The sequence below is a fragment of the Paraburkholderia terricola genome, from assembly GCF_003330825.1.
GTDB classification, from domain to species: domain Bacteria; phylum Pseudomonadota; class Gammaproteobacteria; order Burkholderiales; family Burkholderiaceae; genus Paraburkholderia; species Paraburkholderia terricola.
This window is the reverse complement of sequence record NZ_CP024941.1, coordinates 3172378-3196283: the sequence shown is the minus strand read 5'-3', so window position 1 is coordinate 3196283 and position 23906 is coordinate 3172378. Positions and strand designations below refer to the sequence as shown.

The window sequence follows — 23906 nt, the reverse complement described above, 5'->3', positions numbered from 1 at the left end:
AGCGAAGAATAACACCGCAAGAAGTGGAGCGCCGCGCCGCGCGATAGCGGCGACGACGGTCTCCCCTACCTCGTTGCGGGCGTTCACCGATGCACGCCCAGTCCTCTTCGCCGGCTTCGTCCGCGATCCGTTTTCCCGGTTTTCCCGCCGCATTTCAGCGGCTCGCGTGGTCGAATCGGGTCACGCAGTCCGCCGGACAGATCAGTCTCGCCGCCGCGCCGCTCGTCGCCGTGGTGAGCCGCCTTGCGTGCCCCTGAAACGTTCGGGAAAACCCGCGCGGATGAAAATGAATTTTTTTCCAGGCGTTTTCTATGTAAACATACTTTCATGCATTTGGCTTACATCAGGTGATCCGCCTCGCTCGTATGATTCATCACCCATCCGTTGCTCCCAACTCCGCCGAGCAGGCCATCGCCTCGCGCATTGCGGCGGCCATGCCGACTCTCACGCCGATTCACCGGCGCATGGGCGAATACGTGCTGGCCAATCTGTTTCGCGCGGCCACGATGCGTATCGACGAACTGGCGAGCGTGGTCGGCGCGTCCGTGGCGACGGCGAATCGCTTTGCGCGCACGCTCGGCTTCGACGGCTATCCGCAGTTTCGTGAGGCGCTGGTGCGCGGTTTCGAAGCGACGCTCGCGCCGGTCGAGCGATTGCGCAGCGCGCAGGAATCGCTCGCGGCCGGCGACAACCTGATCGACGCGTCGCTCGAACAGGCCGCCGCCAACCTGCACTCCACGCGCAGCGCGATCGACAGCGCCGCGGCCGAAGCCGCCGTCGAGGCGATCCTCGCCGCGCGCCGCGTGTTCGTGCTGGGCGCGGGCACCAGCTCGTTTCTCGCCGGCCTGATGGAGCACGGGCTGATGCCGTATCACGACAACGTGCAATCGCTCGCGCTGATCGGCGGGCCGTCGCATGCCGCGCGGCGTCTCTTCAATTCCGACGAAGGCGATCTGGTGATCGGCATCGTATTCCCGCGCTATGTCGAGGACACCATCGAACTCGCGCGCCGTGCCGCGAGCCGTGGCGCGCGCGTGCTTGCGCTAACCGACAGCCCGCGCTCGCCGCTCGCGCATTTCGCCGATCTCTCGCTGTACGTGCGCTCCGAGCGGCGGCTCGCGGCCAATGCCGACTCCGCCGTGCTCGCCGTGATCGAGGCACTTTGCGACGCGGTCGCGTATCGCGCCAAGCGCTCGGTGAAAGCGGCCGCCGACGTCACCGAATTCGTGCTGCCCTGGCTCACCGATCCTCAGCCCGCGCCGATCGCCGCAATGGACAAACCCGCGCGCGCCTCCAGTGGCGCGGCCCGCGACAAGCGCGGCGCGAGCACCACCCGCACCAGCAGCACCACCCGCACCAGCAAAACCAAACGATGAACTCCAACGCAGTCATTGCCATTCACGGCGGCGCAGGGACGATCCTGCGCGCGTCGATGTCGTCCGGCGCCGAAGCCGAATATCACGCAGCCTTGCATGCCGTGCTGAGCGCCGGCCAGCGCATCCTTGCCGACGGCGGCAGCGCGCTCGACGCCGTGAGCGAAGCCGTGCGTCTGCTCGAGGATTGCCCGCTCTTCAACGCAGGTCGCGGCGCGGTCTACACGGCGGCCGGCACGCACGAACTCGACGCCGCCATCATGGACGGCGGCACGCTCGAAGCCGGCGCGATCTGCTGCGTGAAACGCGTGCGCAATCCGATTCTGGCGGCGCGCCGCGTGCTCGAAAGCAGCGAGCATGTGCTCTTCACCGGCGAAGGCGCGGAAGCCTTCGCGGCCGCGCACGGACTCGAATTCGTCGAGCCCGGGTATTTCCATACCGAGGCGCGCCACCGTCAATGGCTGCTCGCGCGCGACCGGCAGCGCGCGATGCTCGACCACGACGGCGCGACGCTCGCGGGCTTGCCGTCCACGAACGACGACGATCCCGCGCCGCACGAGCCGATCGACCCGAACCGCAAGTTCGGCACCGTCGGCGCGGTCGCGCTCGATCGGCATGGCCACGTGGCGGCGGCTACTTCAACGGGCGGCGTCACCAACAAGCAGGTGGGCCGCGTCGGCGACACGCCGTTGATCGGCGCGGGCTGTTATGCGGACGACGCGACGTGCGCGGTCTCGACCACCGGCTCCGGCGAGATGTTCATGCGCATGGTCGCCGCCTACGACGTCGCCGCGCAAATGGCCTATCGCCAGATTTCGCTGGAAGAGGCGGCGCACGACGTCGTGATGAACCGCCTGCCGAGGATCGACGGCCGTGGCGGCCTGATCGCCGTCGATGCGCGCGGCAACGTCACGCTGCCGTTCAATACCGAGGGCATGTATCGCGGTTTCGCGCGTCCCGGCGAAACGCCGGTGACGGCGATCTACCGTTGATCCGCTCGCCGGGTTATCGCCTGGTATGCCCGCGTTATCGCCTGAACTTTCGCTAGCCGCGTTCGAATTCAAAGGAACCACCGTGCCGACTTCATCGCACACCGCCCGTCCGCTTATCGAAACCTTGCCGCCGCAACGCGTGCTCGCGGTCGACGATCTGTCGGTCGCGTTTCGCAGCGGCGACGCAACCGTCAACGCGGTGCGCCATCTGTCGTTCAGCGTCGAGCGCGGCGAGACGCTCGCGATCGTCGGCGAATCGGGTTCGGGCAAATCGGTGACCTCGCTCGCGTTGATGCGGCTGATCGAGCATGGCGGTGGGCGCCTTGCCGGCGGCGGCATCGCCTTCCGGCGCCGCGACGGCAGCGTGCTCGACCTCGCGAAAGCGTCGTCGGGCACGATGCGCTCGATTCGCGGCGCCGACATCGCGATGATCTTCCAGGAGCCGATGACCTCGCTCAATCCGGTCTTCACGGTCGGCGATCAGATCAGCGAGGCGATCGCCTTGCATCAGGGCAAGAGCCGTTCCGCCGCGCACGCGGAAACGCTGCGTCTGCTCGAACTCGTGCGCATTCCCGAAGCGCGCCGGGTGGCGGCGCGGTTTCCGCATCAACTGTCGGGCGGCATGCGCCAACGCGTGATGATCGCGATGGCGCTCTCGTGCAAGCCCGCATTGCTGATCGCCGACGAACCGACCACCGCGCTCGACGTGACGATCCAGGCGCAGATCCTGCAACTGATCCGCGGCTTGCAGGACGAGATGAACATGGGCGTGATCTTCATCACGCACGACATGGGCGTGGTGGCCGAAGTGGCCGATCGCGTGCTGGTGATGTATCGCGGCGAGAAGGTGGAAGAGGGCGCGTCGGATGCGCTCTTCGCCGCGCCGTCGCATCCTTATACGAAGGCGCTGCTCGCGGCGGTGCCGCGCCTCGGCTCGATGCAGGGCACCGATCAGCCCGCCAGGTTTCCGATCCTGACGGTCGAGCAGGCGGGCCTCACCGGCGCGGACGAAGCCGTGCGTCCCGCCGCCGCGGTCGCGCAGGAAGCGCAGCCGCTCGTGCTCGTCAGCACGCCGCCGATTCTGCGGGTGCGCGATCTGGTCACGCGCTTCCCGGTCAAGAGCGGCGTGTTCGGCCGCGTGACGGGCCGCGTGCATGCGGTCGAAAAAGTCAGCTTCGATTTGCGGCCGGGCGAAACGCTCGCGCTGGTCGGCGAATCGGGCTGCGGCAAGTCGACCACCGGCCGCTCGCTGTTGCGCCTCGTTGAAACTCAAAGCGGTTCGATCGAATTCGACGGCAAGGAAATCAGCTCGCTCACCGGCCCCGCGTTGCAGGCGCTGCGCCGTAATATCCAGTTCATTTTCCAGGACCCGTTCGCGTCGCTGAATCCGCGCCTGACGGTCGGCTTTTCCATCATGGAGCCGCTGCTCGTGCACGGCGTCGCGCAGGGCGCCGAAGCGCAGGCGCGCGTCGCCTGGCTGCTCGAAAAAGTCGGCTTGCCGCCGGAAGCCGCGCGCCGTTATCCGCACGAGTTCTCCGGCGGTCAACGGCAACGGATCGCGATTGCGCGCGCGCTGGCGTTGAATCCGAAGGTGGTGATCGCGGACGAATCCGTGTCCGCGCTCGACGTCTCCGTGCAGGCGCAGATCGTCAATCTGATGCTCGATCTGCAACGCGAACTCGGCGTGGCGTATCTGTTCATTTCGCACGACATGGCGGTGGTCGAGCGCGTCAGTCATCGCGTCGCGGTGATGTATCTCGGGCAGATCGTCGAGATTGGCCCGCGCCGCGCGGTGTTCGAGGCGCCGCAGCATCCTTACACGAAGAAGCTGATGGGCGCGGTGCCGGTGGCCGATCCGGCGCGCCGTCACGCGAAACGGATGCTCGCCGCCGATGAGATTCCGAGCCCGATCCGCGCGCTGAACGACGAACCGGCCGTGGCGCCGCTGATCGCGGTGGGACCGGACCATTTCGTCGCCCGGCATCGCGTCGGCGGTGCCTACTGAACCGAATAAACGAAACCTAAAGCAACCCGACGTACCAGACCTTTCTCGCAGCACCTCAACCTGTTTCATTTCGCAGCCTGGAGCCAACTCATGAACCTGCTGGTCCCGTCTTCTCCGTTTCGTTTGCGCGCGCTGGTCAGCGGCTGCGCGGTGGTGTTCGCGATGCTCGCGGGCAACGCGGCGCACGCCGATACCACGGCTGTGATGGCCGTCGCCTCCACCTTCACGACGCTCGATCCGTACGACTCCAACGACACGCTCTCGCAAGCCGTCGCCAAGTCGTTCTATCAGGGCATGTTCGGCTTCGACAAGGACATGAAGCTCGTCAACGTGCTCGCCGACAGCTACACGGCGAGCCCGGATGCGCGCGTCTACACGATCAAGCTGCGCCAGGGCGTGAAGTTCCAGGACGGCACCGACTTCAACGCCGCCGCGGTGAAAGCGAACTTCGACCGCGTGATCGATCCGGCGAACAAGCTCAAGCGCTACAACATGTTCAACCGTATCGAGAAGACCGAAGTGGTCGATCCGTACACGGTGAAGATCACCCTGAAGGCGCCGTTCTCGGCATTCGTGAACGTGCTGGCGCATCCGTCGGCGGTGATGATTTCGCCGGACGCGCTGAAGAAGTACGGCAAGGACGTCGCGTTCCATCCGGTCGGCACGGGTCCGTTCGAATTCGTGAAGTGGGACCCGGCGGGCGATCTGACGGTGAAGAAGTTCGCCGGCTACTGGAAGAAGGGCTACCCGAAGATCGACGCGATCGACTGGAAGCCGGTGGTCGACAACAACACGCGCGCCGCGCTGATGCGCACCGGCGAAGCGGATTTCGCCTTCCAGGTGCCGTTCGAACAGGCCGCGCAATTGCAGTCGAGTCCGAAGGTCGATCTGATCGCGTCGCCCTCGATCATTCAGCGCTACATCAGCCTGAACGTGAACCAGAAGCCGTTCGACAACCCGAAGGTGCGGGAAGCGCTGAACTACGCGATCAACAAGGAAGCGCTGACGAAGGTCGTGTTCGCCGGCTATGCGACGCCGTCCGACGGCGTGGTGCCGGAAGGCGTCGATTACGCGACGAAGCTCGGGCCCTGGCCTTATGACCCGGCCAAGGCGCGCGCGCTGCTGAAGGAAGCGGGCTATCCGAACGGTTTCGAAACCACGCTGTGGTCGGCCTATAACTACTCGACCGCACAGAAGGTGATCCAGTTCGTGCAGCAGCAACTGGCGCAAGTCGGCGTGAAGGCGCAGATCGAGGCGCTCGAGGCGGGCCAGCGCGTGGCGCGGGTGGAGAGCGCGCAAGACCCGGTCACGGCGCCGGTGCGGATGTACTACATGGGCTGGTCGTCGTCGACGGGTGAAGCGGATTGGGCGATCACGCCGCTGCTCGGCTCGGTCTCGTTCCCGCCGAAGATGATGAACGTCGCGTACTACAAGAACGACGCTGTCGACAGCGATCTGAAGCAGGCGCTCGAAACCACCGACCGCGCGCAAAAGACGTCGCTTTACGCGGATGCGCAAAAGCGCATCTGGGCCGACGCGCCGTGGATTTTCCTCGTGAAGGAGAAGGTCGTGTACGCGCGCAGCAAGCGTCTGTCGGGTGCGTATGTCGCGCCGGACGGCTCGTTCAATTTCGACGAGATCGCGATCAAGTGATTCGCGCGACGGGCTGACCGTTCCGCTCCGGCGTATTCGCTGAAATACACCGGAACGCTGGACGAACGGCGGCCCGTCGCACAGAACGATTTCTCGTTGCCCGCATCATTGCCGGATTGGGTTTCATGCTGAACTTCATCGTCAAACGTCTCTTTGGCCTGCTGCCGACGCTCTTCATCGTCGCCGTGCTGGTGTTCCTGTTCGTGCATCTGTTGCCCGGCGACCCGGCGCGGCTCGCCGCCGGTCCCGACGCGGACGAGGCGACCGTCGCGCTGGTGCGCGCCGACCTCGGCCTCGACAAGCCGATGCCGCAGCAGTTCGCCCACTTCTTCGCGAGGATCGCGCAAGGCGACTTCGGCACCTCCACGCGCAGCAAGCGGCCGGTGAGCCAGGAAATCGCCGAGCGTTTCATGCCGACGCTGTGGCTCACGCTCGCCAGCATGGTGTGGGCGGTCGTGCTCGGCATGGCCATCGGCATCGTCTCGGCGGTGTGGCGCAACCGCTGGCCCGATCGGCTCGGCATGACGCTCGCGGTATCGGGTATTTCGTTTCCCGCTTTCGCGCTCGGCATGCTGCTGATGGAAATCTTTTCGGTGAAGCTCGGCTGGCTGCCTATCGTCGGCGACGGTTCGTGGCAGAGCTACGTGCTGCCCTCGCTCACGCTCGGCGCGGCCGTCGCGGCGGTGATGGCGCGCTTCACGCGCGCGTCGTTCGTCGAAGTGATGAACGAGGACTTCGTGCGCACCGCGCGCGCCAAGGGCGTGCCCGAGCGGCTCGTGATCGTCAAGCACTGCCTGCGCAACGCGATGATTCCCGTGATCACGATGATGGGTCTGCAATTCGGCTTTCTGCTGGGCGGCTCGATCGTGGTCGAAGTCGTGTTCAACTGGCCGGGCCTCGGACGCCTGCTGGTCGACGCCGTGTCGATGCGCGACTACCCGGTGATTCAGGCCGAGGTGCTGTTGTTCTCGCTCGAATTCATCATCATCAACCTGATCGTGGACGTGCTGTACGCCGTGATCAATCCGACCATCCGTTTCAAGTGAGGCCCGCATGAGCACGACAGCCACCGAGCCGAATGCGGCCAAGTCCCTCAACGAAGAACGCGCGATCCGCACGCCGTGGAGCGAGTTCTGGCGCAAATTCCGTAAGCAGCGCGTGGCGCTCGCCGCAGGCATCTTCGTATTGCTGCTGATCGTGGTCGCGCTCGCGGCGCCGCACATCGTGCCGTACGACCCGGAAAATTTCTTCGACTACGACGCGTTGAACGCGGGTCCTTCCGCGGCGCACTGGTTCGGCGTCGATTCGCTGGGCCGCGATATTTTCAGCCGCATTCTGGCGGGCTCGCGCATCTCGCTCGAAGCCGGCTTTTTGTCGGTGGCGATCGGTGCGGTGATCGGCACGTTCTTCGGGCTGCTGGCCGGTTACTACGAAGGCTGGTGGGATCGCATCACGATGCGCGTGGCCGACGTGCTGTTCGCGTTCCCCGGCATTCTGCTGGCGATCGGCGTGGTGGCGATTCTCGGCAACGGCATGATCAACGTGATCTGCGCGGTGGCGATCTTCAGCATTCCCGCGTTCGCGCGGCTCGTGCGCGGCAATACGCTGATGCTCAAGCAGCTCACGTATATCGAGGCGGCGCGCAGCATCGGCGCGTCGGACTGGACGATCATCGTGCGTCACATCTTGCCGGGGACGATTTCGTCGGTGGTGGTGTACTTCACCATGCGCATCGGCACCTCGATCATCACGGCGGCGAGCCTGTCGTTTCTCGGACTCGGCGCGCAGCCGCCGACGCCCGAGTGGGGCGCGATGCTCAACGAAGCGCGCGCCGATATGGTGACCGCGCCGCATATCGCGCTGTTTCCGAGTCTCGCGATTTTCCTGACGGTGCTGGCGTTCAACCTGCTCGGCGACGGCTTGCGCGACGCGCTCGATCCGAAGCTGGATCGCGCATGAGTGTGGGTGAAAACGTGGGCGGAAACGTGGGCGAAGGCGCGCCGCATATCGGCGTATTGACGAGCGGTCCGCTGGGCACGATCGCCGATGTCGATGGCGTCACGGTCGGTCACCGCACGCTCGACGACGGCGCCGTGCAAACCGGCGTGACCGTGATTCGTCCGCATCGCGGCGATCCGTTTCTGCACAAGGTGCCCGCGGCGGCGTCGGTGGTCAACGGCTTTGGCAAAAGCATCGGACTCGTGCAGGTCGAGGAACTCGGCGTGCTCGAAACGCCGATTGCGTTGACCAATACCTTCGGCGTCGCGGCGCTCGCACAGGCGCAGATTCGCGCGGCGATCAAGGCCAATCCGCGAATCGGGCGCGAGTGGCCGACGGTCAATCCGCTGGTGTTCGAATGCAACGACGGATACCTGAACGATATCCAGGCGCTGGCCGTCCACGAACGGCATTTCGACGACGCATTCGATGCCGCAAGCACACATGTCGCGAGCGGCTCGGTCGGCGCGGGGCGGGGCATGTCGTGCTTCGATCTGAAGGGCGGAATCGGCAACGCATCGCGCGTGATCGAGGTGGCCGGTCACAGCTATACGGTCGGCGCGCTCGTGTTGGCGAACTTCGGCCGGTTGCCGATGCTGACAATCGACGGCGCGGCGCTTGGTCGTGTGCTGGCGGAGCGCGCGGCGAAAGCCGCCGATGCCGTCGATGCGGCCGGCGCCGGCTGCGCCGCGAACACGAACGCCGCGACAGCGCCGATAGCAAAACCCGAGCAAGGCTCGATCATCATGATCGTCGCCACCGATGCACCGCTCGACGCGCGGCAACTCAAGCGTCTGTCGTTGCGCGCCGCAGCCGGTCTTGCGCGAACCGGCTCCGTCTACGGTCACGGCAGCGGCGACATCGCGCTGGCGTTTTCAACCGCCTATACCGTGCCGCATGATGCCGACTTCGTCACGCTGCCGCCGTTACTCGCCGACGCGTGCCTCGATCCACTGTTCCAGGCTTGCGCGGACAGCGCCGAGCAGGCAATCGTCGATGCCTTATGGCGCGCCACTTCCGTGACGGGCCGCGACGGCCGCAAGCGGCTCTCGCTGCACGACAGCGTCCCCGATCTCGCTCAACTCCTCAAGCAATCTTCCCGATGAAAGTCCTCATTTCCGCCGACATAGAAGGCGTGGCCGGCGTGTTCCATCCCGAGCAAACGCGCGCGGGCAACGGCGAATACGAAGCCGCGCGCCGCTGGATGACGCTCGAAGCCAACGCCGCGATCGAAGGCGCATTCGCCGGCGGCGCGACCCAGGTATGGGTCAACGATTCGCACGGCGGCTTTCGCAACCTGTTGCCCGATCTGCTCGACGCACGCGCCCAGGTGGTGCTCGGCAAGCCGCGCACGCTCGGCATGATGGCCGGGCTCGAATACGGCGCGGCGCTCGTGTTCATGATCGGCTATCACGCAAAGTCGCAAGCGCGCGGCATCCTCGCGCATACGATCAACAGCTTCGCGTTCGCGCGGGTTTCGCTGAACGGCGTCGAAGTGGGCGAGGCGGGTTTGTATGGCGCGCTGGCCGAAGAATATGGCGCACGTGTGGCGCTTTTATCCGGCGACGACGTTTTTGCCGAGGAAACCGCGCCGCGTTTTCCGCGCGCGCGCTTCGTCGTGACGAAGAGCGCGACGGGGCATGCCAGCGGCGTCACGCAAAGCCCGGCCAACGCGCGCGATGCGATCGGAACGGCCGCGCGCGAAGTGGTGCGGCAGCATCTCGCCGAGGGTCATGCGCCGCACGCCACGCGCGCCGGGGCGAAACCCGTCGAGTGTGAACTGCGTGTGCAAACCACCGCGCTCGCCGATCTGTTTTGCCAATGGCCGACGCTCACGCGTGTCGATGCCGTCACGCTGCGTTTTGATGCGGCGTCGGCGGAAGATGCGGTGCGGATGCTGAATTGTTTGTCGGCGATGTCGTTCATGCTGCGTTAGGCGGGCAACGGTCGTTTGTTTTGCCCGAGCGCTCGCAACCACCGATTCCTGCCGCCACATAATCCTTCGCTATCGGCCGGCTATTGCTGCCGGCTCAACTCCCGCGCCGCGCGATCGATCACGTCGGCGATCGCACCCGCATGCGACACGGGTGCGAGGTGGCTCGACGCCATCGGCACGACTTTGGCGCCCATCCGCTCGGCCATGAATTTTTCGACGTCCGGCGATACCGCGCGGTCCTTCGTGGTCAACACGTACCACGACGGTTTCTCCTTCCACGCCACCTGGCTGACCGTTTCGCCGAACGCCTTCGCGGCGATCGGCTGCTGCGCGGCGGAGAGCACGCGTGTCAGGTTTTCGGGCACATCGGCGGCGAAGTCGGCGCGGTATTTCGCGCGGTCGAGCCAGAGAAAGCCGCTCGCGTCCGTGGTGATGCCTTTGCCTGCCGGCATCGGCGCGGCGCGCTTCATCAGATCGGCGGTCGACTCGTGCAAGTCCGGCGCGATCGCCGCGACATACACGAGGCCAGCGACGTTCGGCGCATTCGCGCCCGCTTCGGTAATCACGACGCCGCCCCATGAATGTCCGACCAACATGGTCGGGCCGTCCTGGCGCGCGAGGACGCGGCGTGTGGCGGCGACATCGTCGGCGAGCGAGGTGAGCGGGTTTTGCACCGAACTCACGTGATAACCCTTCTGCTGCAGTTTCGCGACGACGCCGTTCCAACTTGAGCCGTCGACGAAAGCGCCGTGCACCAGCACCACATTGCGCACGGGGCCGGTCATCGGCGCGGCGGACGGCGTTGGGACTGTGGAGAAAGGCGTGGCGGGCGGCGCGGTTGGCGCGTCGGTCGCCGCCGGCGCAGATGCTGCGGTGGGCGCCGCTTGATCCGGAACTGCCGTGCCCGGTGCGCTGGCCGGCTTGGCATCGGGCGCCATGATGAGTGACGCCGCAGGCGCCGTGCTTTGCGCGAGCGCACCCGCCCCAGCGAAACAGAGACACAAAGCAGCGGCGCGGAGCAGGCGTTTGGGCGACATGTTGAATCTCCGAAGGCTGAAACCTCGACTAGCGCAACATACCGAAGCGGCTCGCGGTGTCAATCAATATCGTTGCACGTCAGTAAGGTGCGGAACCGGGCGCGGGTTGCTCCCAGTATTTAGGCCCTTTCGGTCACGGTAAAATTTTTGGTTCTGCCGGGACGGACCACGAGTCTGTCCGGGTGATCGAAATCCATACACTGGGGCGCAATTTGAATAGTGCACAACAGCAGGACGGCCTGAAGCGCGGGCTCAAGAATCGCCACATCCAGTTGATCGCGCTGGGTGGAGCGATCGGCACCGGCCTGTTTCTCGGCTCGGCCAGCGTGCTTCAGGCAGCCGGCCCGTCGATGATTCTCGGCTATGCGATCGGCGGCGTCATCGCCTTCATGATCATGCGGCAGTTGGGCGAGATGGTCGCGCAGGAACCGGTTGCCGGTTCGTTCAGCCACTTCGCGTACAAGTACTGGGGCGACTTTCCCGGCTTTCTGTCCGGCTGGAACTACTGGGTGCTGTACGTGCTCGTGAGCATGGCCGAGCTGACCGCGGTCGGCACCTACGTCCATTACTGGTGGCCCGGTGTGCCGATCTGGGTGTCGGCGCTGGTGTGCTTCGCGCTGATCAACGCGATCAATCTCGCCAACGTCAAAGCCTACGGCGAAACCGAGTTCTGGTTTTCGATCGTCAAGGTCGTGGCGGTGATCGGCATGATCGCGTTCGGAGGCTATCTGCTCATCAGCGGACGCGGCGGCCCGCAAGCCTCGCTCGCCAATCTCTGGAGCCACGGCGGCTTTTTCCCGCACGGGTTTCAAGGCCTCTTCATGATGCTGGCCGTCATCATGTTCTCGTTCGGCGGGCTCGAACTGATCGGCATCACGGCGGCCGAAGCCGCCGATCCGCAGAAGAGCATTCCGAAGGCCGTGAATCAGGTGATCTACCGGATTCTGATTTTCTACATCTGCTCGCTGACAGTGCTGCTCTCGCTATATCCGTGGAACCAGGTCGCGGCCGGCGGCAGCCCGTTCGTCATGATCTTCTCGCAGATCGGCTCGACACTGACCGCGAACGTCCTCAACGTCGTCGTGTTGACGGCGGCGCTGTCCGTGTACAACAGCGGCGTGTATGCGAATAGCCGCATGCTCTACGGTCTCGCGGAGCAGGGCAACGCGCCGCGTGTGCTCATGAAGGTCGACCGGCGCGGCGTGCCGTATATGGCGATCGGTTTGTCGGCGCTCGCCACGTTCACCTGCGTGATTCTCAACTATCTGATTCCCGCTGAAGCGCTCGGCCTGCTGATGGCGCTGGTGGTGGCCGCGCTGGTGTTGAACTGGGCGTTGATCAGCCTGACGCATCTGAAGTCGCGCAAGGCGATGATGGCGGCGGGCGAGACGCTCGTCTTCAAGTCGTTCTGGTTTCCGGTCAGCAACTGGATCTGCCTCGCCTTCATGGCGATGATCCTCGTGATTCTGGCGATGACGCCGGGCCTGTCGGCTGCGGTGTGGCTCGTGCCCGCGTGGCTGGTCGTGATGTGGGGCGGCTATGTGTTCAAGCGCCGGCGCGCGGCGATGCTTGTCGGCGCGCGAATGGCCGAGCGATAAAGCTCGCGGCGGTGGGGGCGGCGAGTGTTGCGCTCTCACGTCGGCGCAGGCGTGGCGCGATCCAAGCCGCTCCACGCATGCCGCTGAAACGGCTGCGGGAGCGGTTTTTATTTGCGCGCTGACATAGCGGATTCGGAGGGCGCGCCGCTTTGAATTCGCATGATGGCTTGCCGCCTCCGCGTGGAACGGAGCCGATCCGCGAACGACCGGCGCGACGCGCAGCCGGCGCTCACGCGAACGCCGGTTCGCGCGCGCGGCGCGGCGCTGCCTGGGGTTCGCTCCCGGCTTCCTCGCCGACGTCGCGCGTATCGAGCCGGAAGGCCGCGGCCGTGTGCTGCAGATGCAGCGCCTGCTCCTTCAGCGACTGCGCCGCGGCCGCCGCTTCTTCGACGAGCGCCGCGTTCTGCTGGGTCATGCTGTCCATCTGCGTGACCGCGAGATTGACCTGATCGATGCCCGCGCTCTGCTCGGCCGCCGCCGCCGCGATCTCCTGCACAACGCCGGTCACGCGCAGAATCGCGTCTCGCGCGTCGTCGATCGTCGAGCCGGTGCTTTCGACCAGCGTCGCGCCGCTGCCGACGCGTTCCACCGCATGGCTGATCAGCTCGCGGATTTCCTTCGCCGCGGTCGCGCTGCGTTGCGCGAGACTGCGCACCTCGCTCGCGACGACCGCGAATCCACGGCCCTGCTCGCCCGCGCGCGCCGCCTCGACGGCCGCGTTGAGCGCGAGGATATTGGTCTGGAATGCGATGCCTTCGATCGTCGCGATGATCTCGACCATGCGCCCCGATTCGCTCGAAATGTCCTTCATCGCGCCGACGGCCTCGGTGATCATGTCGCCGCCCCGGTTGGCGATGTGCGCCGCGTTGGCCGCGAGTTCGCTGGCGGTGCGCGCGTGCTCCGCGGTCTGCCGGACCATCGCGGTCATCTGTTCCATGCTCGAAGCCGTTTCCTGCAACGACGCCGCCTGGTTCTCCGTGCGCGCCGACAGGTCCGCGTTGCCGTTCGCGATTTCGTTCGCGCCGCACGCGACGTTGTCGGAGGCGCGCTTGATCTGGCGGATCGTGCCGGTGAGCGCGTCGCGCATGCGCTGCATCACGTGCAGCAGGCTCGACGTGTCGCCGCTGCGCGTGGCGATCGCAACGGTCAGATCGCCGGACGCGATCGCCTCGGCGACCTCCGCCGCGTAGGCCGGATCGCCGCCGATCGTGCGGAGGATGCTGCGGTTCGTCACGGTGACGAGCGCCACCAGCAGCAGGGAGATGCCGACGAAGATCGCGCCCAGCATCCACAGCGAGCGCATGAAAGCGGCGTCGATGTCGTCGACGTAGGCGCCCGTCGCGATGATCCAGTCCCACGGCGCGTAGCGCAGCACGTAGCCGATCTTGGCGACCGCCTTCACCGGCGTCACGTTCGGGTGCGGAAACACGTAATCCACGAAGCCGCCTTCGGGCGCCTGCGCCACCGAGGCGAAGCTCACGTAATGGTGACGGCCGTCGGCATCGGCCGTTGCGGCGAGGTCGCGGCCTTCGAGCGCCGGCTTGATGGGGTGCATGACCATCCGCGGCTTCGAGTTGATCACGAGGAAATAGCCGTCCTCGCCATAGCGGATCTCGCGCAGCCGGGCGAGCGCCTGCTTTTGCGCGTCCGCATCGGACATCGCTCCGCCTTGCGCCAGCGCCGCATATTCCTTGACGATACTCACGCCGACCTGCCCGACGTTCATGAGATCGTGCTTGCGCTCCTCGATGCGGGTCTCGCGCGATTGCCAGGCGGCGAATACCGATACCGCCAGCAACGCAACGAGACTGATCAGCAGCGGCAGCCATAACTTCTGCGTGAAACGGAGCTTTCGCATCTGCGCCTTCTTCATCGAGGTTGGTGAAGTTCGCGCCGCGGCGCCGCGCAATGCGGCACTCGAAACCAGCGCGGCCGATTTGCCGGCGGACTGACTGGCAAACGGTTCCTGTCCGCGTTATCGGCGCGGCGGGAATAAAGTTTCTAGAGTTAAACCCGCGGTGGGACTTCTTGCGGTTTCGAACGCTCGATCAGAAGCTGATTGCGATTGCCGAAGGACGCGTTGAGCATCGACGTGTGGCGGTGTGACAAGCTTGGGGAATTTTTCCGCGAATGGAGGGATTTCGCGGGATTGGGTACTGAAGGATAGCGGGGGATGCTAACGCTTGGATTTTGTTTGGTGCCCAGGGCCGGAATCGAACCGGCACGCCTTGCGGCGGGGGATTTTGAGTCCCCTGCGTCTACCAATTTCACCACCTGGGCAGATCTTGCAGCGCACGCGCTGGAACATGGCGCGCGGCGAAGACGCAGATTATGGCCGAAAATCCGGCGACGGGCAAGCCGGCCGCTTTGGGTTCGCGCGAAGCCTTCACGCAAGCGTTCCCGTTCAGGCTCGAACGTATCGGTGAAGCGGATGCCATACGCACGCAATTATGCAAAAGCCCGCACGGAATGCGATGGCACAATGCGGTTCTGCTTATGCATTGCGTGTTGTCGAGTGTCAGGAAAAATGCCGTGAAAGATGTGCCAAACACCGTTGCGAAGTGCAAATCCCCGTTTCATGTGGCGGGTCACGCCTGCCGACCCGATTGCGGCGCGTGCTGTATCGCGCCGTCGATTTCGAGTCCGATTCCGGGCATGCCGAACGGCAAGCCGGCGGGCGTGCGCTGCGTGCAACTCGGTGACGATTTGCGCTGCGCGATCTTCGGGCAGCCGGAGCGGCCGGCCTGCTGTTCGGGCCTGCAACCGCAGACGGAAATGTGTGGCGCGAACCGCGACGAAGCACTCGCGTGGCTAACCCGGCTCGAAACGCAAACTCAGCCGCAAGCGCAAGCGTCGGCACGCCGATAGCGCGAACGGCGCGCCGCAACCGATGTCAGAAAAAGCTTCCACAAGGAGATTTCGCATGACCCGATCCGCTGCGCCGACCCGGCGCCGCTTCCTGCTCGCAGCGCTGACAGGCTGCGGCGCGCTTGGCATCACTGTGTCGCTGGCAGCCTGCGCCGCATCGATCTTTCCGTTCATCCCGTCGCACTACACGTTTTCGCAGCAGCAGGTGCAAGACGCGGTGCAGCGCAAGTTTCCGTATCAGCGCACGGTGTCGCAAGTGTTCGATGTCGTGCTGACGCATCCGGTGGTCGGCCTTCTGCCGGATGCGAACCGCGTTTCGGTGAAGCTCGACGCGCGCTTCGCGAGTCCGTTCATGCCGCAGCCGGTCGACGGCGTCTTCACGCTTTCCAGCGAACTCGCTTACGATGCCGCCAGCAAGTCGGTCGTGCTGAAGTCGCCGAACGTCGACAACGTCAGCGTGACCGGACAGGCGCAGGCCTACACGCAGCAGATCAACGCCGCGGCGGGACTGCTCGCCACGCAGTTGCTGACCAATTATCCGATCTACACTTTCAAGCCCGAACAACTGCAATTCGCCGGTGTGAATTACGAACCCGGTACAATCACCATCCTTACAAACGGCATACGTGTGCAAATCGTCGAGAAATGACGCAAGCGCGCGGTCGTCAGGGCCGCAGCGTTATCGTGCGGCCCTTGTTCCAACTATCTACATACAGCGATGAGGGGCACGGATGGACTGGCTATTGGCTTGCAAGGCGCTGATTCTGGGCGTCGTCGAAGGGTTGACGGAGTTCTTGCCGGTGTCGAGCACCGGCCACTTGATCGTCGCGGGCAGTCTGCTCAATTTCACCGATGAACACGCGAAAACCTTCGATGTCGTGATCCAGCTCGGCGCGATTCTCGCCGTGTGCTGGGAGTTCCGCCGCCGCATCGTCAGTGTGGTGGTCGGCTTGCCGAGCCGACCCGATGCGCGCCGCTTCACGCTGAACGTGATCATCGCGACGATTCCGGCAATTGTGCTTGGCTTGCTGTTGGAAAAGTCCATCAAGGCCGCGCTGTTTTCGCCGGTGCCGGTCGCGTTCGCGCTGGTGGCGGGCGGGGTGGTGATCCTGTGGGCCGAAGCGCGCCAGCGCGCGCAAGGCGAGAGGGCGGCGCGCGTGCAGAGCGTGGACGATCTGACCGCGCTGGATGCGCTGAAAGTGGGCCTGGCTCAATGTTTCGCGCTGATTCCAGGCACTTCGCGCTCGGGCTCGACGATCATCGGCGGAATGCTGTTCGGGCTCGACCGGCGGGTCGCCACGGAGTTCTCGTTCTTCCTCGCGATTCCGATCATGTTCGGCGCGACCGGTTACGAGCTCCACAAAGGCTGGCAACTGCTGTCCGCGGATGTGCTCGGCACCTTGGCGATCGGTTTCGTGGCGGCCTTCATCAGCGCGTTCGCCTGCGTGCGCTGGCTGTTGCGCTATGTCGCCGCGCACGATTTCACCGCTTTCGCGTGGTATCGGATCGGCTTCGGGTTGTTGATCTTGCTGGTCGGCTATAGCGGCGCGTTGAGCTGGACCAGTTGAGTTTGTCTTAACCCCGTTGCCATGAGTGCCATGAGTGCCATGAAAAAAGGTCCGCGTTTGCGGACCTTTTTCGTTGCAGCTTGCGAGGCGAGTAGCGATCAGAGCGCGCCGCGTTTACGGAACACCAGATCCCAGACGCCGTGTCCGAGCCGCAGCCCGCGGCGTTCGAACTTCGTCACGGGACGATACTCGGGGCGCGGCGCGTAGCCGTCGGCGGTGTTCTCGAGCGCGGGCTCCGCGCTTAGCACTTCCAGCATCTGTTCGGCGTAGTTTTGCCAGTCGGTCGCGCAATGCAGATACGCGCCAGGCTTCAGGCGCGAAACCAGCAAGGCGACGAATTTCGGCTGGATCAGCCGGCGCTTGTGATGACGCGCCTTGTGCCACGGATCGGGAAAGAAGATGTGCGCGCCGTCGAGGCTGTCCGGCGCGATCATCTGTTCGAGCACTTCGACCGCGTCGTGCTGAATGATGCGGATGTTCGACAACTGCTGCTCGCCCATCAGCTTGAGCAACGCGCCGACGCCTGGCTCGTGCACCTCGACGCCGAGGAAGTCGTCGTCGGGACGGTGCGAGGCGATCTCCGCGGTGGTCGCGCCCATTCCGAAGCCGATTTCCAGCACACGCGGCGCTTCACGGCCGAACACGCTGTTCCAGTCGGGTTGCTGCGGGGCGAACGGAACCACGAAACGCGGACCGAGTTCATCCATCGCGCGGCGCTGGCCGGTCGAGACGCGGCCGGCGCGCGTGACAAAGCTGCGGATACGGCGCCGGTGCGGGGCTTCCTGTTGCAGCGTGTCGCCGGCGGATTGGCCGTCGGTTTCGCTCGCGGGCGTCGTGAGTTCGTCGGGCAAGCCGGCGTCGTTTGGATCGTGGATCATTGTCGAGACTGCTACAAGGTGAGGGCTTCGCGCCGCCACTACAAAAAAGCCGCCTTCATCGAGGCGGCTCGTGCTGGATTCCGCTAGAGGCTCGAGGCTTAGCAGGAAGGTGGAGCGGGCGTTGCAAGTGCGCGTAAGGTAGCACAACCCAAAAGGCGGCGTCCAGACGAGGGTGCTTGCGGCTGGCTTCGGCATCGCCGGCATGATGACGTTTTGGTCACCGTCATGGCCATCCGTAAGTGGGATCACGCAATCCGAGGTCTTCGGCACGCGGGCTTTATCAGTTATTGCCGGCGCAATATGCGTTGAATCCCGAGGGAGAAAAATCGTTTGGGAATGCGGTGGAAGAATGCCGCGGCGGCATTCGCTATGTTCTCGGCCGGTATCACAATGCCGCGTTTGCTCGCCGGTTATGGGAAGTGAATCAGTGGGTTTGAGATGCTGAAAAACGCTGATTCTTTTTGAGTGACAAGCGCAAGAGGATGCAACAGGCGGGACATGCGGTAGATGCAGATTCTTTCGCGTGGCCGCCTGGTTTCTATCTGTCTATCTGGTTCGTCACCAGGCGGGATGGAAAGTATCTGGAGCGGGCGATGGGAATCGAACCCACGGCTCTAGCTTGGGAAGCTAGGGTATTACCATTATACGACGCCCGCAGAGCGCGCTATTTTACTCGGGAACAGGCGGTTAGCGCAAATCGCGCCGCCGCCCGCTTTCACTGGCGCAGCGAGCGCCTTCAGATCACGAAGTAAGTCAACTGAACGGCCGCGCGCGTCACCACCATCAGCAGCACCTGCACGATCACGAACAGCAGGATCGGCGAGAGGTCGATGCCGCCGAGTTGCGGCATCACGCGGCGCAGCGGATTCAGAAACGGCGCGGTCAGTTGATACAGGATCGGCATGGCCGGCGAGCGCGGATTGAGCCATGACAGCAACGCCATCAGGATCGTCAACCAGATGATCAGATTCAGCGCCCACTTGACGAGCGTCAGCACGGCGACGATCAGCAGCGTCGGCGCGAGCGTGAGCGGATCGGCGCCGGTGAGCACCACCATCAGCACCACATAGACGATCGCCGCAAGCAGAGCCGCGACGATACTCGCCCAGTCGACGTTGCGCGTGCTGTGCAGAATGCGCCGCAGCGGCAGCACGATCCAGTTGGTGGCTTGCAGCACGGCGTTCGTGACCGGGTTGTAGGGCGGCATGCGCACGACTTGCAGCCATGCGCGCAGCAGCAGGGCGGCGCCGAACAGCGTGAAGATGGTATTGAGTAAAAAGCGGGCGATATCGCCAAACATCTCGTGTCCTTATCCTTCGAATAGCGGCCGTCCACCGGCCGCGGGGTGCCGGCGCTGTCCGTCGACGCGCCGGCGGTTTCATTTGGGTTCAAGCGCTTTCTCGCGGGAGCGGCGCGTCAAGCGTCTTTCTCAAGCAATCGCGCGGCGCTCCGATTCAGCGCCTCGCGAGTCGTGTTCAACGTCGAACCAGCGCGTCGCGACCCGACCCAAGCCGCTCGACATCAAGCCGAAACCTTGATCTCGCTGATCAGGATCGTGCCGTTGCCAGCATCGGTGTAATTGGGGATGTCCGCGACCAGTTGCTCGGAAGCGGGCTTGAACGCCTTGTAGAAATCATCCGCGCTGTCGAACAGAAAGTGGCCTGCCGCGACATACGGCGGCGGCGTGCCCGGCGGCCCCGCGTTGATGCCGACGTCGACCGACCAGCCCTTCAGCGACCGCCCAAACAGTTTCGCCGCAAGCGGCATGTGCGTGACGCAGTAATAGTTCACGTCGAAATGGCCGTTTTCCCGGTACGGATAAAGGATGCTGACCTTGATCATTGTTGGTTCTCGTCTGTTGATGCCGAAGCCTGGTCCCTGAGCGTGGTGCTTAACCTGTCTTTAACCTGGTCCCTAACTTGGTCCCTAAGCCGGCCCCTAAGCGCGTCGCTGGCGGATTGCGCGCGGCGCCGGACGTCACATTATCACGGCTTACTTGACGCTTGCACCTGCCGCAGCCGCATTTAGGGAGCGGGTGAGCGATTCCTCCACGGCCTCGGCGATCGCTTCGATCGCGGCGGGCGGCGCGGCGCGGCGTCGGGCGAGTTCGACCGCGCGCCGCGACAGCAAGCCGTACAGCGCCGCATGGTCGCCGCCGAAGCCTTCGAGCAGCGCGAGCTGTTTGCGCACGACGCCCGTGTCGCCGCGTGACACCGGGCCCGCGAGCGCGTTGGGCAAACCCTTGTCGCGTGCGGTTTCAATGGTGCCGGCGAGCATCGGCAGCAGCGCGCGCAGCGCGTCGTCTTCGGCAAAGCCCAGCGTGCGCCACAGCGCGACGCATTCGGCGAGGCTGCACAGCGCAAAACTCGCGGCATAGTGCGCGGCGGCGTGATACAGCATGCGGCCGCCCGCCGGAATGGACAGCGGATGGCAGCCCAGCGCGACGGCGAGCGCCGTCAGCGAGCCCTTCAACGGCTCGTCGGCCTCGATCGTGACCGAGCAGCCGGCGATCCGGTCGAGGTCGGCGAGATCGCCGCCAAACAGGTACAGTGGATGAAAGCCCCCGACCGCCGCGCCCTGATCGCGCGCCGGCGTCAGCAGTTCGACCGGCGATGCGCCGCTGCAATGTACGAGCGCCTGGCCGTGCGGCCTGAACCGCAGTGTGTGCGCTGACGTACCGATGCTGTCGTCGGGAACGGCTAAAAAGACGATGTCCGCGGCGTCGACCACCCGTTGGGGATCGTCGAACGCCGCGCACTGCCCGATTTGACTGGCGAGCCGGCCGGCCGAAGCCGCGGTGCGGCTCGCCACCGCGGTGACCGGATAGCCGGCGCGTGAAAAACCGAGCGAGAGACAACGCGCGAGGCGGCCCGCACCGATAAAGCCGAGACGCGGCAAAGAAGACTGGGACATGGGTGCCTGCTCCAGACTGGGACGTTTGAAGGGAATGCCGCAGTATCGCGCATCCGTCCGCCCTGCGGCATGGCCGTGCCGGCTTTCCTCTGATCAGTTCGCGCCCGATATGGCGTGGCTGAGCGCTCATCGGGCGGCGCGCACCCGGTGGGCTCGCAAACTGCTTAAAGTGGACCATGAGATTGGACCATGAACCGGTTTCGCAGTTGTTGTTCCGGGTATTTGTCTCGCAGTCAGATTCGGGAGGTCACCATGAGCATTTTTTCTTACCGAAAACACTTGCGGTTCCTGACACATGCGCAGCGCCGCCGTTGGTGGGAACAGAAAAAGCGTCTTACGCCGCGCGTGCGGATCAGCGGCGCGTATGTTCCACCCAGCGTGTCCCGCGAATTCGTCTATGTGAAAGTCGGTTGAAATAGCACCGTCTCGACAGCCAGGGAATGCCCGGCGCGATTGCGTCGGGCATTTTGGGTTTTGGGCGTCGGATTGAATCTAATTTGTAATCAAAGATTACCGGTTGCCGGTCGGCCGGGGCGGCGCGGTGGAAAAGCTATTGATCGGCGCGCGTTAAGAAGACATGCAATCCCTTGGTGGGCAACTCACCGCGCGGCCCGCCTGTTGCGGGCAACGCAGGCCGCCAGAGCCGCTCCTTGCCGCGAATTGCAATTTGCAACAAATGCAAACAGCGCTATGCGATCTTTTTCGATACATTGATTTTGTAGCATGCAAGGCATGCGAAGTCGGCGACCACAGTGGGCCGCGCCAGGAGAATAGAAGTGAAAAAGATCGTTCCGTTTGTCGTTGCCGCCGCGCTCGGCGCGGGGCTTGTCGGCGCCGCGCAGGCGCATGTTTCCGTGGGTATCGGCATCGGGGTGCCGATCGCGCCGGCGTACCCGGTCTATGCCGCACCGCCGCCTGTCTATTACGCGCCGCCCCCGCCGGTGGTGTACGCGCCGCCTGTGGTCTACGGCCCGCCCCCTGCTGTGGTGGTGGGTGGCGGGTACTACGGCTACGGTCGTCCTTACTATGGCCGCGGCTACTACCGCGGTGGTTATGGTGGTTATTACGGGCACGGTCGCGGCTACTATCGTCATTGATCGCGGCAACAACGGAATGTGCCAACGGCGTAACGCCGGCTTGATCGCCGGGTTACGCCGTTTGTTTTTATGCGGGCCTTTTGAGTTGTTGCAGCGATGAAGCCTTGAGTCCGCGCTCGCGGTGTTTCGCGCCGCCGGCCCAGGTAAAAGATCATCGCGCGGTTCACGTTCCAAAGCATTGTCGAAGCTGGGAGAATGGCGGCTTCGCCACCGCTCTGGAGAGTTTCGCCGATGCAAGCGCTTCCCGCTCCCACCTTCGACGACGTACTCGACGCCGCTGTGCGTCTTGAGGGCGTCGCTCACCGCACCCCCGTTTTGACTTCGAGCACGTTCAACGAGCGCACCGGGGCGTCGGTGTTCTTCAAATGTGAAAACTTTCAGCGCATGGGCGCGTTCAAGTTTCGCGGCGCCTACAACGCGATTTCGCATTTCGACGCGGAGCAACGCAAGGCCGGCGTACTGACGTATTCGTCGGGCAATCATGCGCAGGCGATCGCGCTGTCGGCGCGCCTCGCGGGCATCAAGGCGACGATCGTGATGCCGCACGACGCACCCGCGGCCAAGGTGGCGGCGACGCGAGGCTATGGCGGCGAGGTGATCACCTACGACCGCTATACCGAGAATCGCGAGGAGATCGGCCGGCGGCTCGCCGAAGAGCGCGGCATGACGCTGATCCCGCCATACGACCATCCGCATGTGATCGCAGGGCAGGGCACGGCGGTGAAAGAGCTGATCGATGAAACCGGCCCGCTCGACATGCTGTTCGTTTGCCTCGGCGGGGGCGGGCTGATCGGCGGCAGCGCGTTGTCGGCGGCGGCGCTGAGTCCGGCGTGCACGGTGATCGGCGTCGAGCCCGAGGCGGGCAACGACGGTCAGCAATCGCTCGCGCGCGGTGAGATCGTGCATATCGACGCGCCGCGCACGATCGCCGACGGCGCCGCTTCCACGCATCTGGGCGATTACACGTTTGCGATCATCCGCAAACTGGTCGCGCGAATCGAAACGGTCAGCGACGCGCAGTTGATCGAGACCCTGCGTTTTTTCGCGCAGCGCATGAAGATGGTGGTCGAGCCGACGGGCTGCCTCGCCGCAGCCGCGGTGCTGAACGGCGTCGTTCCGGTGAAGGGCAAACGCGTGGGCGTGGTGGTGAGCGGCGGCAACGTCGATCTCGAGAAGCTCGCGCAGTTTCTCGCCTGAGCCTCGTTCGTGAGCAGGCTTCCGCTGCCACGCTTGCTGCATCTAAAGCGAGGACGGCTCGTCAGCCTCGGCTGCGAACCGTCTTTATGAGCTTGCCGCGTGCGCGGTCTGCACGATCAGATCGCGATACCCGTTGACGATCACGCTATACGAGAAGTACGCGAACAGCAGCGCCGACAGCACATGGCAGGCGCGCAGCAAACCGGTGCCGGCGCGTTTGCGCCCGTGGCTGCCGAGTCCGCAGATAAAGACCGTCCAGCACAGACCGCCGAGAAAGAAGCCGCCTAAAAACACCGGCGCGGTCGTCGCGCTCGTGGCGCCGGCTTTCGCGATCAATGCGCCGCCCACCGCCGCGAACCACAGAATCGCCGAGGGCGACGACATCGCCAGCAATACGCCGCGCAGAAAACCGCGCCACGCTGACAGATGCGGCGCATCGGCATCCGCCTCGCCGGCCACGGGCGGCGCCGAGGCCGGGAACATCGCCTCGCGCGCCATCTTCCACGTCAGAAAAAGCAGGATCGCCGCGCCGCCGATCCACACCACCCAGCGCACCGACTCGAACTGCAACAACGCGGCCATGCCCGCGAGCGCGAGCGCCGCGTAAATCAGATCGCCGATGCAGGAACCGAGGCCCAGCCAGAAGCCCGGCTTGAAGCCGTGCGACAGCGTCAGCGAAATCATGGCGACGTTCACGAGACCGATATCCAGGCACAGCGACAAGGACAGGAAAAAACCGTCCGACATCATTGAAAAGGCATGCATCCGCGCAACGGCTCCGTCAGCTTCGTTA

The 23906-nt window shown here is 64.6% G+C and carries 21 protein-coding genes, 2 tRNA genes and 1 pseudogene; 15 read left to right on the top strand and 9 right to left on the bottom strand.

Annotated features, from left to right (window positions below; genetic code table 11):
• Window positions 1-89: 89 nt before the first annotated feature.
• The 9 genes and pseudogenes from CUJ90_RS14260 to CUJ90_RS14220 all read left to right on the top strand — a co-directional run.
• Window positions 90-233, top strand: a pseudogene (locus CUJ90_RS14260) (MFS transporter); the annotation flags it as partial.
• Window positions 234-365: 132 nt separating this feature from the next.
• Entirely contained in the window at window positions 366-1376 is a 1011-nt protein-coding gene (locus CUJ90_RS14255) for a MurR/RpiR family transcriptional regulator (protein WP_114163089.1), read from the top strand.
• Window positions 1373-2365 (top strand): isoaspartyl peptidase/L-asparaginase family protein, encoded by a 993-nt coding sequence (locus CUJ90_RS14250; RefSeq protein ID WP_114163088.1) that lies wholly within the window; start codon window positions 1373-1375, stop codon window positions 2363-2365. Before CUJ90_RS14255 ends, CUJ90_RS14250 begins: the two co-directional genes overlap by 4 nt.
• Before the next feature lie 82 nt (window positions 2366-2447).
• Window positions 2448-4370, top strand: coding sequence for a dipeptide ABC transporter ATP-binding protein (locus CUJ90_RS14245; RefSeq protein ID WP_114163573.1), 1923 nt, complete (start codon window positions 2448-2450; stop codon window positions 4368-4370).
• 90 nt (window positions 4371-4460) lie between these two features.
• Window positions 4461-6023, top strand: coding sequence for a glutathione ABC transporter substrate-binding protein GsiB (gene gsiB / locus CUJ90_RS14240; RefSeq protein ID WP_114163087.1), 1563 nt, complete (start codon window positions 4461-4463; stop codon window positions 6021-6023).
• Window positions 6024-6148: 125 nt separating this feature from the next.
• Entirely contained in the window at window positions 6149-7069 is a 921-nt protein-coding gene (gene gsiC, locus CUJ90_RS14235; protein WP_073427228.1) for a glutathione ABC transporter permease GsiC, read from the top strand.
• A 7-nt stretch (window positions 7070-7076) separates the two neighbouring features.
• On the top strand, window positions 7077-7982 hold the full coding sequence (gene gsiD / locus CUJ90_RS14230) for a glutathione ABC transporter permease GsiD (protein ID WP_114163086.1): 906 nt from the start codon (window positions 7077-7079) through the stop codon (window positions 7980-7982).
• The gene (locus CUJ90_RS14225) at window positions 7979-9127 is read left to right on the top strand and encodes a DmpA family aminopeptidase (protein ID WP_114163085.1); all 1149 of its coding nucleotides are present in this window, start codon (window positions 7979-7981) and stop codon (window positions 9125-9127) included. Before gsiD ends, CUJ90_RS14225 begins: the two co-directional genes overlap by 4 nt.
• Entirely contained in the window at window positions 9124-9957 is an 834-nt protein-coding gene (locus CUJ90_RS14220) for a M55 family metallopeptidase (protein ID WP_114163084.1), read from the top strand. The genes CUJ90_RS14225 and CUJ90_RS14220 overlap by 4 nt, the downstream gene beginning before the upstream one ends.
• 80 nt (window positions 9958-10037) lie before the next feature.
• Here the strand turns inward: CUJ90_RS14220 and CUJ90_RS14215 are convergent, their stop codons facing one another.
• Window positions 10038-10994, bottom strand: coding sequence for an alpha/beta fold hydrolase (locus CUJ90_RS14215; RefSeq protein ID WP_114163083.1), 957 nt, complete (start codon window positions 10992-10994; stop codon window positions 10038-10040).
• A 212-nt stretch (window positions 10995-11206) separates the two neighbouring features.
• Here CUJ90_RS14215 and CUJ90_RS14210 point away from each other — a divergent pair, with 212 nt between their 5' ends.
• Window positions 11207-12592 (top strand): amino acid permease, encoded by a 1386-nt coding sequence (locus tag CUJ90_RS14210; protein ID WP_114163572.1) that lies wholly within the window; start codon window positions 11207-11209, stop codon window positions 12590-12592.
• Window positions 12593-12821: 229 nt separating this feature from the next.
• On the opposite strand, the gene CUJ90_RS14205 is transcribed toward CUJ90_RS14210, so the two are convergent.
• A complete protein-coding gene (locus CUJ90_RS14205) occupies window positions 12822-14450 on the bottom strand; it encodes a methyl-accepting chemotaxis protein (RefSeq protein WP_114163571.1) in 1629 nt (542 codons plus the stop codon).
• Between the two features lie 337 nt (window positions 14451-14787).
• Window positions 14788-14872, bottom strand: a tRNA-Leu gene (locus CUJ90_RS14200).
• Window positions 14873-15124: 252 nt separating this feature from the next.
• Between CUJ90_RS14200 and CUJ90_RS14195 the strand changes: the two genes are divergently transcribed.
• From CUJ90_RS14195 to CUJ90_RS14185, 3 genes are all read left to right on the top strand, one after another.
• Window positions 15125-15460, top strand: coding sequence for a YkgJ family cysteine cluster protein (locus CUJ90_RS14195; RefSeq protein WP_244219927.1), 336 nt, complete (start codon window positions 15125-15127; stop codon window positions 15458-15460).
• 55 nt (window positions 15461-15515) lie between these two features.
• Window positions 15516-16109, top strand: a complete 594-nt coding sequence (locus CUJ90_RS14190) for a DUF1439 domain-containing protein (protein ID WP_073427061.1) — start codon at window positions 15516-15518, stop codon at window positions 16107-16109.
• Window positions 16110-16191: 82 nt separating this feature from the next.
• The gene (locus tag CUJ90_RS14185; RefSeq protein ID WP_073427062.1) at window positions 16192-17028 is read left to right on the top strand and encodes an undecaprenyl-diphosphate phosphatase; all 837 of its coding nucleotides are present in this window, start codon (window positions 16192-16194) and stop codon (window positions 17026-17028) included.
• Between the two features lie 98 nt (window positions 17029-17126).
• Here CUJ90_RS14185 and trmB read toward each other — a convergent pair whose 3' ends face one another.
• The 5 genes from trmB to CUJ90_RS14155 all read right to left on the bottom strand — a co-directional run bounded on the left by trmB (window position 17127) and on the right by CUJ90_RS14155 (window position 20819).
• Window positions 17127-17906 carry a tRNA (guanosine(46)-N7)-methyltransferase TrmB gene (gene trmB, locus CUJ90_RS14180; RefSeq protein WP_073427063.1) on the bottom strand — a complete coding sequence of 260 codons (780 nt, stop codon included), beginning with the start codon at window positions 17904-17906 and terminating at the stop codon, window positions 17127-17129.
• A gap of 582 nt (window positions 17907-18488) precedes the next feature.
• Window positions 18489-18562: transfer RNA gene (locus CUJ90_RS14170), tRNA-Gly, on the bottom strand.
• 80 nt (window positions 18563-18642) lie between these two features.
• Window positions 18643-19206, bottom strand: a complete 564-nt coding sequence (locus CUJ90_RS14165; RefSeq protein WP_073427064.1) for a YggT family protein — start codon at window positions 19204-19206, stop codon at window positions 18643-18645.
• Window positions 19207-19427: 221 nt separating this feature from the next.
• A complete protein-coding gene (locus CUJ90_RS14160) occupies window positions 19428-19748 on the bottom strand; it encodes an EthD family reductase (protein WP_073427065.1) in 321 nt (106 codons plus the stop codon).
• Window positions 19749-19898: 150 nt separating this feature from the next.
• The gene (locus CUJ90_RS14155; protein WP_114163082.1) at window positions 19899-20819 is read right to left on the bottom strand and encodes a Rossmann-like and DUF2520 domain-containing protein; all 921 of its coding nucleotides are present in this window, start codon (window positions 20817-20819) and stop codon (window positions 19899-19901) included.
• Window positions 20820-21595: 776 nt separating this feature from the next.
• On the opposite strand from CUJ90_RS14155, the gene CUJ90_RS14150 reads away from it, so the two are divergent.
• Window positions 21596-21916 (top strand): hypothetical protein, encoded by a 321-nt coding sequence (locus CUJ90_RS14150; RefSeq protein WP_073427067.1) that lies wholly within the window; start codon window positions 21596-21598, stop codon window positions 21914-21916.
• A gap of 231 nt (window positions 21917-22147) precedes the next feature.
• Complete coding sequence (locus tag CUJ90_RS14145) at window positions 22148-23113, top strand: threo-3-hydroxy-L-aspartate ammonia-lyase (protein WP_073427068.1); 966 nt, start codon at window positions 22148-22150, stop codon at window positions 23111-23113.
• Between the two features lie 84 nt (window positions 23114-23197).
• Here CUJ90_RS14145 and CUJ90_RS14140 read toward each other — a convergent pair whose 3' ends face one another.
• Window positions 23198-23878 carry a LysE family translocator gene (locus CUJ90_RS14140; protein WP_073427069.1) on the bottom strand — a complete coding sequence of 227 codons (681 nt, stop codon included), beginning with the start codon at window positions 23876-23878 and terminating at the stop codon, window positions 23198-23200.
• Window positions 23879-23906: the final 28 nt, after the last annotated feature.

Excerpts from the sequence above, each read along its gene's own strand:
- CUJ90_RS14250 (WP_114163088.1), top strand. The coding sequence starts at position 1,373 with ATGAACTCCAACGCAGTCATTGCCATTCACGGCGGCGCAGGGACGATC.
- CUJ90_RS14215 (WP_114163083.1), bottom strand. The coding sequence starts at position 10,994 with ATGTCGCCCAAACGCCTGCTCCGCGCCGCTGCTTTGTGTCTCTGTTTC.
- CUJ90_RS14185 (WP_073427062.1), top strand. The coding sequence starts at position 16,192 with ATGGACTGGCTATTGGCTTGCAAGGCGCTGATTCTGGGCGTCGTCGAA.
- CUJ90_RS14255 (WP_114163089.1), top strand. The coding sequence starts at position 366 with ATGATTCATCACCCATCCGTTGCTCCCAACTCCGCCGAGCAGGCCATC.
- CUJ90_RS14225 (WP_114163085.1), top strand. The coding sequence starts at position 7,979 with ATGAGTGTGGGTGAAAACGTGGGCGGAAACGTGGGCGAAGGCGCGCCG.
- CUJ90_RS14220 (WP_114163084.1), top strand. The coding sequence starts at position 9,124 with ATGAAAGTCCTCATTTCCGCCGACATAGAAGGCGTGGCCGGCGTGTTC.
- CUJ90_RS14140 (WP_073427069.1), bottom strand. The coding sequence starts at position 23,878 with ATGCATGCCTTTTCAATGATGTCGGACGGTTTTTTCCTGTCCTTGTCG.
- CUJ90_RS14165 (WP_073427064.1), bottom strand. The coding sequence starts at position 19,206 with ATGTTTGGCGATATCGCCCGCTTTTTACTCAATACCATCTTCACGCTG.
- gsiD (WP_114163086.1), top strand. The coding sequence starts at position 7,077 with ATGAGCACGACAGCCACCGAGCCGAATGCGGCCAAGTCCCTCAACGAA.
- CUJ90_RS14190 (WP_073427061.1), top strand. The coding sequence starts at position 15,516 with ATGACCCGATCCGCTGCGCCGACCCGGCGCCGCTTCCTGCTCGCAGCG.
- gsiC (WP_073427228.1), top strand. The coding sequence starts at position 6,149 with ATGCTGAACTTCATCGTCAAACGTCTCTTTGGCCTGCTGCCGACGCTC.
- CUJ90_RS14155 (WP_114163082.1), bottom strand. The coding sequence starts at position 20,819 with ATGTCCCAGTCTTCTTTGCCGCGTCTCGGCTTTATCGGTGCGGGCCGC.
- CUJ90_RS14205 (WP_114163571.1), bottom strand. The coding sequence starts at position 14,450 with ATGCGAAAGCTCCGTTTCACGCAGAAGTTATGGCTGCCGCTGCTGATC.
- trmB (WP_073427063.1), bottom strand. The coding sequence starts at position 17,906 with ATGATCCACGATCCAAACGACGCCGGCTTGCCCGACGAACTCACGACG.
- gsiB (WP_114163087.1), top strand. The coding sequence starts at position 4,461 with ATGAACCTGCTGGTCCCGTCTTCTCCGTTTCGTTTGCGCGCGCTGGTC.
- CUJ90_RS14145 (WP_073427068.1), top strand. The coding sequence starts at position 22,148 with ATGCAAGCGCTTCCCGCTCCCACCTTCGACGACGTACTCGACGCCGCT.
- CUJ90_RS14160 (WP_073427065.1), bottom strand. The coding sequence starts at position 19,748 with ATGATCAAGGTCAGCATCCTTTATCCGTACCGGGAAAACGGCCATTTC.